The organism is Actinomadura sp. 21ATH, from assembly GCF_041951345.1.
Taxonomy (GTDB): domain Bacteria; phylum Actinomycetota; class Actinomycetes; order Streptosporangiales; family Streptosporangiaceae; genus Spirillospora.
This window is the reverse complement of the sequence record NZ_JBGNUR010000022.1, coordinates 1-12368: the sequence shown is the minus strand read 5'-3', so window position 1 is coordinate 12368 and position 12368 is coordinate 1. Positions and strand designations below refer to the sequence as shown.

Genomic DNA, 12368 nt, shown 5'->3' with positions numbered 1-12368 from the left:
TTCGCGCATTGATCGGCGGGCACGGAATAGCTGCCGGATGAGCTGATTAATCCGGGCATCCAGGGAGTGGGCCGTTGCCAGAGTGTGCCCAACACCCTCCCGATGGAGTCTTTTTCATCTGCGCTACCGCTTGCCGCAGAGCTGTACTTCTCTCGATATCCCTTGACGGAAGGCGCGATACCCCCGATCCTGGAACGTTTCGCTCATGCGATCCAGAGAGGAAGTGTCATGCCCGACCCCTCCATGCCGCGGCCTTCCGCACCTCCGCCTCGCCCCCTGCCCGTGCTCGTCCTGGCCGACGTCAGCGGAAGCATGGCGGAGGCGGGAAAGATCGACGTCCTCAACCGCAGCATAGCCACAATGATCAGGTCGTTCGCCGACGAGGACACCGTTCGCGGGGAGATCACGGTCGGCGTGGTCACCTTCGGTGGCGGAGTGAATCTCCACCAAGCACCCACTCCGGCCACTGAGGTCGTCTGGAAGGACATGCTCCCCTGCGGGCGCACTCCGCTGGGTGAGGCGCTCGACCTGGTGAACGGCCTGCTGGCGGACGAGAACGTGATCTCCCGGCGGGCGTTCACCCCGACCCTGGTGCTGGTGTCCGACGGGCTGCCCAACGACGAGTGGCAGGGCCCTTTGGAGCGGCTGCTGGCTTCGCCGCGCGGAGGCAAGACCGTGCGGCTGGCGGTCGGCGTCGGGCAGGACATGGACGAGGACGCGTTCGGCGTCCTGCGGGCCTTCATCAACGACCCCGCGATTCAGCCGGTCCGTGCAGACGAGGCCCACCTGCTGTCCCGGTACTTCTCTTGGGTCACCATGAGCGTTACCGCGAGAGTCCGCAGCAACCGTCCCAACGACACCTCCCACATGTCCTTCGACGAACTTGAGGATCTGCTGGGCTGAGAGACGGACGGAGACGTCGGCGCAATGCGTGTGGTGAAGGACGATCACGGGCGGCCGCTCCAGTTGACGCGCCTGCTGGGCACCGGTGGCCAGGGCGAAGTGTGGGCGGCAGGCGAACGCGTCGCGGTCAAGATTCTCAAGGCTCGCACCAGGCGAACAGCGGAGCGGCTGCAGCACCGGCTCCGGACCGTGCGACGGCTCGACCTCGAAGGGCTCTCGGTGTCCAGGCCACTGGCCATGCTCGCCGAGCCGGACGTGGGTTACACAATGGAGCTCCTCGGCGACATGATCGCTTTGCGCACCCTCGCCAACCCGCCTCCACGCACGGACCTCGTGGACTGGTACGGGGAGACGGGCGGCCTGCGCCGTCGGCTCCGGATGCTGGCAAGGGCGGCGGACGTTCTGGCCGCGCTACACGCCCGCGGCATCGTCTATGGTGATCCGTCGCCGGAGAACATGATGATCTCGGCGTCCGCTGAACAGTCGCAGGTCTGGTTGATCGATGTCGACAATCTCGAGGCCGAGTCTGTGGTCCCTGACGAGTCGTACGCGACACCCGGATACGGCGCGCCCGAGGTGAGCACGGGCCGCATGGGCATCTCGAGCCTCAGTGACGCCTACGCCTTCGCGGTCATCGCCTTCGAGACACTGGCGCTGGTGCATCCCTTCCTCGGCGACGACGTGCAGAACGGCGAGCCGGAGGATGAGGAGCGGGCGTTCGCGGGCGAGCTGCCCTGGATCGACGACCCCGGCGACGAACGCAACCGGTCGAGCTACGGGCTGTCCAGACGAGCCGTTCTCACTCCCGGGCTTCGAGCGCTGGCGGAGCGGACCTTCGGCCCCGGGCGATCGGACCCGGTCGAACGGTCGACGGTCGCCGAGTGGCGTACCAAGCTCCAGACCGCCGCGGACTTCACCTTCCCATGCGGGCAGTGCGGGCAGACGTTCATCGCAGGAGCCGGCACCTGCCCATGGTGCGGTGCCGGGGCACCTCGGCAGTTGCTGGGCTGGATGCATATCGCCGTCCCCGGAGAGGAGACGTACACCCCGGCTCGTGAGGGCCTCGCGATTCCGCCGAACGAGTGGCTGTGCGTGGCCGCACGCGCCGCCCGGCCGACACCCGACACCGACCAGAACCGTCCCGTCGCCTGGTTGTGGTGGGACCCGGGAAACAGGTTGGCGGTGCGCAACAGAAGTAGCGAAGCGCTGTGGCTCAGGCGGCGCGCCGGTGGTACTCCGCGTGTCGTGGACCCTGGTAGCGACCTGGCCGTTCCGCTGTACGAAGCCGTCCCGGAATGGGATCTGCACTTCGGTCACCGGTCACAGCTCCATCGAGTGCTGCGGTTCCGCCTGCTCGGGAAGGGAGCTCGGACATGAGCGCGCCAGGTCGTGGCAACAGGGCGTCCGGGTCCCGCAGACGAGAGCGTGCCCCGGCAAGGGCCGAGCACGGTACCGTCCGCGAACCGCCGCCCGGGAGTGCGGACTTCGTCTGGCTGACGTGGCTGGGCGCTCCCGATGCCGTCAACGACCTTGATGGAGGCTGGCATGAGGTCATTCTGACCAAGACGCCGGCGGGCGGTGTGGTCGCCAGTATCGACGGGACCATCCGAGGCAGGGTCACCCCGGAAGGCGAGCAGGACCGCGAACGCCTTACACGGGCCATGTCGAATCGCTCCCGCATCGCCGTCCTGTCAACGCGGGAGAGGAGCCACGGAGGGCGAGGCTTTCGCCCTCGCATCGGCCTGGGGCTGTACACCTACGAACGGGCGGAACCGATAGCCCCGCAGTCCGTCGGTGTGGGCGACGGGGTCATGGACACGGTCGGGAAGTGGGAACCGAAGCTCAAGGACAGGCCGGACGAAATCCTACGGTGGCTCACCGACCACCTGCTGCTGCCCCCGAGGGCGGACGCGGGGACGGAGGCGCCCTCTCGTCTCGTCGTGTCGATCGGCATGAGCAGACCCGGTGCCCTGACCGGTTACCGGATTCACGGAGGAAGGTTCGTCGGGGACGTCCGGACGGACGGGGACCGGCTCGTGCTGCATCGCGTGCTGCGCTCCGGTGCCAAGGACGGGCAGGGGCCGCTGCGGCTGACCGAATGTCATCTGACGTTCACCGACATATCGGCCGCCGGGGAGCTGCACGCCGAGATGAAGCATCAGCTCGGCCGGCTGGCCACCGGCCAGGGCTTCCTGGCCATGTGGCATGAGTACAACCGGCTGGAAACCCAGTTCGTCCGGCGGCAGGTCCGTGATCTCGGGTTCGGCCGATACATCGAGCGCGAGTCGCTTGGTGACGGCGTGTACCGGTTCCGGCTCGACCACCCGCCCCACCTTGACGACCAGGACCTGACGCTGACTGAGCGAGCTCGGCGCAGCCTCGACGCGCGGGAGACCCTGGAACTGGAGGCGGCGCAGAACCTGCCCAGGGCACTCACCGCGGCGGACGACGAAGATGCGTCGGCGTGGGCGTTGATCAACGACAGTCTCGGCAAGGGCGTGGTCAGCGGGACGGTCATCGGGACCGACACCGCCGCGGGCACGATCGACCTCAAGTTGGTGGATCTGGGGCGGCGGCGCGTCTCCGGAGTGGGGCGAGACCGTATGGCCGCGCCTCCTCCCCATGGCTTTCTCTACCGATCGTTCCGCGGTGATCGGCGCCAGATGCAGCGGCGCAAGGATGCCTTCGACCGCATCCTCTCCGATGGGACCAGGATTCCGAATCTGCTGGCGCTGTTCGAGGGCAAGACGGTCAGCGCGGACGTGCCCGCGAAGAAGATCAAGCCGCTCTCCGTTGCGGCCCGCGAGTGCTTCCGGGGCGGCGAGCCCACTCCGATGCAGGAGCGGGCGCTGGAGGTGGCGTTGAACACGCCCGACATCGCGGTGATCCAGGGCCCGCCGGGCACGGGGAAGACGCAGGTGATCACCGCCCTGCAGGCTCGCCTCGCCGAGGAGGGCCGCGGGTACGCGCGCCTGCGCGGCAGCATCCTGCTCACCAGTTTCCAACATGCCGCGGTAGACGAACTCGTCGAGCGCTCGAAGGTCTTCGGGCTCCCGGCCAACAGGGTGGACCGCACCGGCCGCGGCACGACCGTGCAGACGGACCGATGGTTGCAGGAGACGATCGACTGGCTCACCGAGGAGGTCAACGCCGACTCCTACGGGCAGGCGCTCAGCCTGTTGCGGACGGTGACCGCCAGGGCGGCCGCCTATCTGCTCACACCGACTTCGCCGGTGGAAACCGCGCGCCTGCTCAAAGACATCGAGGACCTCGCGGTAGAGGTGCTCCCGGCCGAACTCGGTGACCGGCTGCGGCGCACACGGTGGCGGTTGGAGAGCGCGTCCGAGCCCGTCCCGTTCGACCTCGACGACGACCGGGAGCTGGCGGTCCGGGCGCTGCGCGGCGTACGGACCCTCGCGGAATCGTTCGCCGACGACGGGCCCGCGGCGGCGGCCAAGGCGCTGCGCCGGATCCGCCCGCTGCGCGGGCAGGACACGAACCACTCGGCCGACCTGGAATTGCTGACCAGGGCGGCATCGTGGGATGCCGACGAACCTGTCCCGTTCCTTGATGAGCTGGCGGCGGCGCGTGACCGGTTGCTGGAAACGCTCCTGTCGGTGAACGGGCCGGTGGCCCCCCTCGCCGCGGACCCCGATGTGGAGAGCCTGCTCGCCGAGATCGCCGAAGAGCTCGGCGAGCAGGTGCGGGACTCCGGTGAGAGCGGGCCCCAACTGGCCATGCTCGACTACCTCGAAGGGCTGCGCGGCGACCCGGTGGCCGTTGAGTGGACTCTTCGGGCTTACACCGCCTCCTACGCGACCACTTGCCAGCAGGCCGCGTCCCCGAGCGTGGCGGGGGCCAAGCAGGAGGAGCGGATCGAGGACGTCGTCTTCGACACTGTGATCATCGATGAGGCGGCCCGCGCGAATCCGCTCGATCTCATGATCCCGCTGATCCACGCGGGTAAGCGCATCATCCTCGTAGGCGACCACAACCAGTTGCCGCACATGCTGGAGCCCGAGGTCGAGCGACAGGTGGAGCAGCTCGGCTCGGGCACGCAGGGCAAGCTCCGCGAGAGCCTGTTCCAGCGCCTGTTCGAGAGCCTGAGAGCACCTGGCGCCCCGGTGGAACGCGTGGTCACCCTCAACACGCAGTTCCGAATGCACCGGACTCTCGGGGCCTTTGTGAGCCGCTGTTTCTATGGCGGGATACTTGAATCGCCGCGCCCGGACGAGGAGTTCGCACACGCTCTGCCTGGCTACGAGGGCGTCCACGCAGCGTGGATCGACGTTCCGCACGGCCGGGGCACAGAGTCCGGGAAGCGCAGTAAACGGCGGCGGGCCGAGGCGCGGATCATCGCCGACCAGCTTGAGAGGCTCCTGCCGGCGGCGCCGGACAGCACCTTCGGCGTCATCTCGTTCTACTCCGACCAGGTGGACGAGATCTGGCGGGAACTGGCGGCGCGTGAGCTGGCCCGCCGTACCGATCAGGGCTATGAGCCGATCAAGGAACTCCAGTACGACGCCGAGGGCCGCCGCCTGGATCGGCTGCACGTCGGAAGCGTCGACGCCTTCCAGGGCAAGGAGTTCGACGTGGTGTTCCTGTCCACGACGAGGTCGTCCCCTCCGACCGATCCGCCGGCCGCAGGCACTCCGGCCCACGACCGCTGGGTGCGACGCCGCTACGGGCACCTCACCCTGCGCAACCGGCTCTGCGTGGCGATGAGCCGGCAGAAACGCCTGCTCGTGACCGTGGGCGATGCGGCGATGTTCGAAGGAACCGCGATACCCGCACAGATCGAGCCGCTGGCCGAGTTCCTCCGGCTGTGTCGTTCAGGAGGTGAGCATGGCACCGTCCTTTCCCCGTAGCGCGCGGATCGTCCAGCTATGCCCGGTGCCGGACCACCGCGACGAGCGCATCTGCGTGATCTTTCCGGCGTGGGCGCATCGCGTGACCGCACCCATCCTGCCTCGCCGCGGACTTGACCTGTTCGAACGCGTCGTGCTGGGTCTCTGCCATGCCGGCATCCGCGAGCCGGAGCTGATCGCGGCCCGGATCAACCTGCATGTGCGGCTGTGCGCGCACATCATCGACCAGGCCGTTCACCACCGGCTGCTCGACCCGAAAGGGGAGCTGACCGAGGAGGGCCGGCGGGCCCTTCGCACGGGCAGCGTCGCCGAAGAGACCACCTGGTCGGTGCGCTACGTCTTCCAGTCACCCGAGGTCGGCGGGGACCTGTGGCCGCGCACCGCCGAACGTCTCATCGACGCGCACGTGACCTGGCGGGCTCCCGGCAGGGCCGGGCTCCAACTCGGCACCACAGGCCGTCCGGACCACATCGAGGCCGTGATCGTCGACATGGCCGACGCGGAGCCGGGAGCCGCCGTGCCCGGTCGGCCCGGCCCCGAACAGATCATCGAGGTCGCCCGGCTGGACCGCGACGCGAGGGAGGCCGAGCGGGTGCGCCGGTTCGAGCGCAGCCAGGGCCTGACGCCTGTGGCGCAGCCGGGTGAGACGGCGGGGGCCCGACCGGGGCCGGACGGGGAAGTGCCACCGAATCTGAAACGGATCGCTTTCATCGATGACCCCGAGCCCGTCCTGCTCGTCGGTTTCACCGAGGTCGGCGACGCTGGAGAGCTGGTCGCGCACGACCCCTTCGGTGTGGGGAGCAGCGCGATGTTCGGCGAGCTTCTGGGCCGGTGGGTGCGCGGCGACGAGGCCCTCGCGGCACGAGTCCGCAGCGCGACCCATGAGAAGGCGGAGAACGCTGAGCGCGCCTACCGTCAGGCGGACACGGACGCGCGCGCACATGTAGAGGCGTTGCTCGTCGCCGAGTTCGGCACGGACATCCGCGGTGACGAGGACGCTCTCGACCTGATGACCGAGGTGGACCTCGCCGTCATGCTGGGCGACCAGCCCGGGGCACTGGAACGCGTCGTGCACGCGACGCATCGGCTGCACGAGGAACTCTTCCGCCGCATGGCGCGAAGCTTTCCCGTGTCGGCCGACTCGGTCGAGACGGCCGCGTCGACCGATCAGCTCAATAGGTCCGCCATCGAAACGGCTGCACACGGCGTCGGTTTCCAGAAGGTCCCTCGGCTCTTCGACCAGAATCTCCACAAGGCCGCCCTGAAGTTCCGAGCGGCGAAAAGGGAACTGTACTTGCAGGAGGCTGGAGCCCTGGCCCTGGTGGCGGCGCACAGGAACGCGGAGCATCCCCTGTACCGGCTGGCGGCAGAGCGTCCCGATCTGCTGAGTGCGCTCGCCGAGCTCGGAACACTGCGCAACCGCGCTTCGCATGGAGGCCGGGACCCCTCCGCCGCCGAGGACGCGAAATGGTGCCGCGACATCGCAGCCCTGGCCGTGCCGGAACTCATCACCCCGCACTGACGAGATCCATTCCGCTTCGAGGAAGGGCGAGAACTTCACCATGCCGAAGAAGCGCGCCGGCCAGGCGCGTAGACAGACGCCACAGCGCCAGACCAAGCCCCCCACCGCCAAGCCGGTGAACCAGAAGGCGGCCGCGGAGGAGGCCGCGGCGCGACGAGCCGAGGCGGTGGCAGCGATCGGAGGCGAGGAGGCTCTGCCCGCGCCCGCGGAACCGCCGGCGGACGGTGCGGATGCGAAGGCGGTCACCGCCCAATGGCAGGAAGCCGCTGAGGCCGTGGCCTTGTTCCGGCAGGCCGCCGAGCGTGTGGCGGAAAAGCAGCACATGCTGGATCGCAAGACCAAGGAGGCCGCCGAGCGGCTCCTGGAGATCGAGAAGGACACCCGGGAGTTGGCCGCTCAGCGGGACCTCGTCCAGCAGCGGAGCGGCGAACTCGACGAGCGGGAAGAACGGCTTCTCGATGAGGAGCGCAAGCTCGCCGTTGCCAGGGAACGGGCGAAGGAGACCGCGCTCGCCGATGCCAGAAGTGCGCTGGAGAGTGCGCGGCGCGACGTTGAGACCCGGCAGCGCGAGCTGGCGGAAGAGCATGCGCGCACCCGGGCCACGTTGAGCGCCGACCTTGAGGCGCAACGCCGGGAGCTGGACGACCGGTCAGCGGGTCTGACCGAGGAACGGGCACGCCTGCGGGCACTCCGGGTCGAACTGGACGCCCGGGACGAGGACCTGGCCGATGCGCGTGCGCTGCTGAACGAGCGTATAGAGCACGCCGTCGCCGCAGCCGTGGAGCGGGCAGAGCTTCGTTGCAAGGAGTTGGAACAGCGCTGCAGGGCCCTGCAGGACCACGCCGCTGACATGGAGCACGAGCGCGCCGAGCGGAACCGCATCGACCGGGCCTTCGGGCACAGGTCGCCCGACGAGGTACTGAAGGAACTCGAAGAGCTACGCGAGCAGAACGCGCGGCTCCGGCTCCAACGGCAGGTGCCCGAGGACGTGACCGAGCGGCTTGCCACGCTGCAGGAAGCGGCGGACGGCTGGCGGGAGGAGCGCGCGGTCCTCATCGCGAACAACGAGCAGCTGCAGCGCCAGCTCTCCGGCCATCACATCACCGCCCTCGAACTCGAACGGCTCAAAGTCACCAAAGAGGCAATGGAGGCCTCGGTCGAGGCCTACCGCGTACGGGTCCAGGAACTGCACCAGGACATCCAGGACCTGACGGCACGCAAGGAAGGAGAGTCACCCTTTCCTGAATGCCAAGCGATGGACACGCGTTACAACGAGAAGCGGGACGACCTCTTCGGGCCCGTTCGGTCGCTGCACGACTTCGTTCGTTGGCTTCGAGACTATGTCGCTCAGCAATACGGCATGTTCTACGCCGAGCAGGATCTCGCCCTGTTCCTCGGCGGGCTGGCCGCGTCGCGGCTGCACCTCCTCCAGGGGATCAGCGGCATCGGTAAGACCCAGCTGCCGGTCGTCTTCGCCAAGGCCCTCCAGGCGGAGGCCGCACTCGTTCCGGTGAGCGCCGACTGGCGTACCCCTCAGGACCTCGTCGGGTACTTCAACGCCTTCGAACGCAGGTTCTACGAGACGCCTTTCACCCAAGCGCTCTACCAGGCCGGCTGCCCCGCTTATGCCGACCGTCCCTTCTTCATCGTCCTGGACGAAATGAACCTGTCGCATCCGGAGCAGTACTTCAGCGAGGTCCTGTACCAGATCGGGCAGACGGAGCGACCGAACGGCGACCTGCCCGCTCTGGAGCTCATGACGACCGAAGTCCAGCCGGCCCCTCGGCGGCTCGTGGACGGCCGCAAGCTCGTGATCCCGCCGAACGTGTGGTTCGTCGGCACCGCCAATCACGATGAGACGACGATGGCGTTCGCCGACAAGACCTACGATCGTTCGCACGTGCTGGAACTCCCTGCCCGCCCCGAGAGGTTCGAGCCCGCAACGGCCGCACCGCTCCCGACCCCGATGTCGCTCAGCGCCCTCGAAAGGGCCTTTCGACACGCCCGCGACGAGTATGCGCAGGCCGGGCAGAACGTGTTCGCCTTCCTGGACGGTGAGTTGCGAGACCGCCTCGATCGCGACTTCCGGCTTTCGTCCGGATCTCGGACCGTGAATTACCTGGAGGCTTTCGTTCCGGTCGTGTGCGCGGCGGGAGGGAGCGAGGGAATGGCCGCGGACCATGCTTTCGCGACCCGCGTCCTGCGCAAGCTGCGCGGCCGGTTCGAGATTCCGTTCGATCTCATTCAGGGGCTCAGAGATGACCTCCCTCGGCTCTGGAAGCCGTTCGGCACCGAGCCGGAGAAATCACTGGAGCGGCTTGACGAGGAGATTCATCTGCGGAGAGGCGTCTGACATGCCGGTGCGGCTTTGGGACCGGCTCGCGGGGCGCGAGGTGGAGCGGCCGCCGGACGGGCACATGTCCCTCGGCAGGTTGTTCTTCGCGCCTGGAGACCGCCCTCTCTCCTTGAACGGGACGGTCGTGCACCCGGGCTGGTACCTTGCCGCGGACGGTTCGTGGACGCTGTGGGACGAGGCCCGCCACCATCGCTACGAGGGCGACTTCGGGCATTACGCCATGCCCGACGACATCACGTCCTACATCGTCACGGCCATCGGCAGAAGGCTTGACTCGCTTGTCGCGCAGGGCGCCCCCGCGAAGGAGTGGCTGTCGGAGACTCCGCTGATGGGCGGGGCCGACATGGACGCACGGCTCCGCGCCCGCCACATCGACGAGACGATTGAACGCTGCCTCCCGCACCTGCGTGCGGCATGCCATCTTCCCGTGACCAGATTGCGGGCGGTCAACCGGCTGGTACCGGCGTCGCAGGCACGGCGCATCACTCCGGCCGCCATAACCCGGCTCACCGCCCGTAGCGAAGACTGGGCGGCGCTGCGTCCCAACGGCATCCGCCCGGGACGCCTCCTCGACCCCGCGCGCGAGACCGATCTGGATTTCTACGAGAACCGGGTGCTCGCCAGGCTGGTCGATCATCTTTGGGACCATGTGCAGGGACGGCTGGCCGAGGTCGGACGGATCGAGGCCATGCTCGATGATGTGAGCACCTACGCCCAGGACGCGAGCGGACGCCCTTGGCGAGTGAGCCGGTACATGTTCTTCCTCATCGAGGGGCTGGTCGAGCACGGCGGTCGACGGATCAGAGCCAGGCAACTGCGGGAGGACCTGGAGGGACTGCGCAACGTCCTGGTCGAGCTCCGCGGGCCGACGATTCTTCCAGGAGTCCACCGTCGCGCCGACGTCGGTGCCGTTCTGCGCAGTACCAACGTGTTCACGAACGACGATAGGTACCGGCGAGCCGCCGGACTATGGCGGGCATGGGCTTCGGCCAAGGGCGGAAGGAGGCCGGCCAACGACAGGACCCACGAGTGGTGTGAATCGTTCACGAGCTACACCGGCCTGCTCCTCATACACGCGCTGGCCCAGCTGGGCCTGGTCCTCGAGGGTTCCTTCGAGCCGGGTGGAGAAGCCCGCTGTGTCGGCTGGTATCCCGAGACCATCGGTCTTCAGTGGGAGAGGACGGGCGTCTTCGTGCTCCACTGTGGCGGCAACACCGTCCTGCGTGTTGTTCCTATAGCGCACGCGCTCACCGCATCTGAGCAGCCGAAGCGGACCTCGCAGGAGATCGAGGCACTCGCCTCCGCAAGTACGACGACCGCCCGCACACTGCTTGTCTACCCCGGGCAACGCGAAGAGCGTGAGAAGCTACCACTGCGTATCCGCCTTATGGCGTTTCAGGGATGTGAGGCACCTGCCCCCTCCGGTAGCCGAGCACTGCCGCTCCTCCCTGTGTCGCCCATGGAAATCGACAGCGTGACGCGCTTGGCGCGGAGTCTTCGCTGGGCCCTCGCCGAGCACCTGTTCGCGAGTTACCCGGCTCGTATCGAGTGCCCCAGTGGTTATGCGGACGCCATCGCCGACGGGACGAACTGGATCGTCGCGAACGAGGGCGGTCTCTCCATGGTGAGACCGCCTGCACCCCATGAGATGGTCGCAGTGCAACGCCGGGTTGGAACACTCGGTCATCGAGCCGCCAACTTCATGCAGCGCGGTGACAACGCCGACCTGATCAACCGGTTGCGGGACGAACTGACGGCCGCGGAACAAAGCCTGGAGGCGCTCGCAAGGTGCCCCCTGTGCCGGACGGCTTCCGGCGCTCCGTCCCGGACCTTCCAGCCACGAGGCAACGGTACGTTCCGCAGCAGATGCGACGTATGCAAGGCAAGTTGGGAATTGAGGCGCTGTGGTTCGTGCGCTCGCCGTTTCCCGGTTCTCAACGGGAAGAGTCAGGACGCTGATGGCGGGGACCATGCGGAGTTCGACGGGGACGTTCTAGACCACCGGTTCGGTAGTGAGGCCCTCAGCGCCCGATGCTGGATCAGGAGTGCGGTCGCATACTGCCCGCACTGTGGCGAGTGTAACGAGGCGCAAGGGGCTAAGGACCTGCGATGCAAACGCTGTGTCGGAGACAGCGGTGGGTAACGATGCGGCGTCAAGGTTCTGCCGATGAGCGATCAGATCATCGACTTGCCAGCGGGGCCGTTGCGTCCCTGCGCGAACAACCGGCCGACTGCGACCGGCGAATAGCCCAGTACCCGCCCGCACTCGACGCCGGAGGCGACCTTGTCCGCTGGCGTCGCCGACAAGGCCGGGGCCTACAAGCAGCGGGGCCTGCGTATGACCTACTGCCCCCAGAAACGACTAGTGGAGGCCCGGCTGGTGCCTGGCCTCCACGTGTACCACTGGCTGGTGTCCGAGGGGGGACTTGAACCCCCATGCCCCGTAAAGGGCACTAGCACCTCAAGCTAGCGCGTCTGCCTATTCCGCCACCCGGACATGCCGCAGTTCTGCTGCGGCGGGCTTCACCTTACCAAAGGTCCGGAGTCGCGGCGACGTCGCCGGAGGGGCACGATGGTCTGGTACGCAGCGTCGGCGCGAAGGTGATCATCGTGGACGAGGTCGTCCAGCTCTGCCAGGAACTGATCAGGATCGACACCAGCAACCCGGGCGACCACTCGGGGCCGGGGGAACGGGTCGCCGCCGAGTACGTGGCCGGGA

The 12368-nt window shown here is 67.8% G+C and carries 6 protein-coding genes and 1 tRNA gene; 6 read left to right on the top strand and 1 reads right to left on the bottom strand.

Annotated elements, in window-relative coordinates; all coding sequences use genetic code 11:
* The first annotated feature begins 282 nt into the window (after positions 1-282).
* From ACA361_RS37415 to ACA361_RS37390, 6 genes are read left to right on the top strand one after another with little or no spacing between them, the layout of a single operon-like run.
* The gene (locus ACA361_RS37415) at positions 283-903 is read left to right on the top strand and encodes a VWA domain-containing protein (RefSeq protein WP_375019857.1); all 621 of its coding nucleotides are present in this window, start codon (positions 283-285) and stop codon (positions 901-903) included.
* 24 nt (positions 904-927) lie between these two features.
* Positions 928-2280, top strand: a complete 1353-nt coding sequence (locus ACA361_RS37410; RefSeq protein ID WP_375019856.1) for a hypothetical protein — start codon at positions 928-930, stop codon at positions 2278-2280.
* A complete protein-coding gene (locus ACA361_RS37405; protein ID WP_375019855.1) occupies positions 2277-5771 on the top strand; it encodes a DEAD/DEAH box helicase in 3495 nt (1164 codons plus the stop codon). Before ACA361_RS37410 ends, ACA361_RS37405 begins: the two co-directional genes overlap by 4 nt.
* Positions 5749-7293, top strand: a complete 1545-nt coding sequence (locus ACA361_RS37400) for a hypothetical protein (protein WP_375019854.1) — start codon at positions 5749-5751, stop codon at positions 7291-7293. Before ACA361_RS37405 ends, ACA361_RS37400 begins: the two co-directional genes overlap by 23 nt.
* 40 nt (positions 7294-7333) lie before the next feature.
* The gene (locus tag ACA361_RS37395) at positions 7334-9646 is read left to right on the top strand and encodes a hypothetical protein (RefSeq protein WP_375019853.1); all 2313 of its coding nucleotides are present in this window, start codon (positions 7334-7336) and stop codon (positions 9644-9646) included.
* Position 9647: 1 nt separating this feature from the next.
* Positions 9648-11792, top strand: a complete 2145-nt coding sequence (locus ACA361_RS37390) for a hypothetical protein (RefSeq protein ID WP_375019852.1) — start codon at positions 9648-9650, stop codon at positions 11790-11792.
* Between the two features lie 265 nt (positions 11793-12057).
* Here ACA361_RS37390 and ACA361_RS37385 read toward each other — a convergent pair.
* Positions 12058-12146 (bottom strand) — tRNA-Leu (locus tag ACA361_RS37385).
* Between the last annotated feature and the right edge of the window lie 222 nt (positions 12147-12368).

Coding starts and splice junctions, on each gene's coding strand:
- ACA361_RS37395 (WP_375019853.1), top strand. CDS start 7,334: ATGCCGAAGAAGCGCGCCGGCCAGGCGCGTAGACAGACGCCACAGCGC.
- ACA361_RS37390 (WP_375019852.1), top strand. CDS start 9,648: ATGCCGGTGCGGCTTTGGGACCGGCTCGCGGGGCGCGAGGTGGAGCGG.
- ACA361_RS37410 (WP_375019856.1), top strand. CDS start 928: ATGCGTGTGGTGAAGGACGATCACGGGCGGCCGCTCCAGTTGACGCGC.
- ACA361_RS37400 (WP_375019854.1), top strand. CDS start 5,749: ATGGCACCGTCCTTTCCCCGTAGCGCGCGGATCGTCCAGCTATGCCCG.
- ACA361_RS37405 (WP_375019855.1), top strand. CDS start 2,277: ATGAGCGCGCCAGGTCGTGGCAACAGGGCGTCCGGGTCCCGCAGACGA.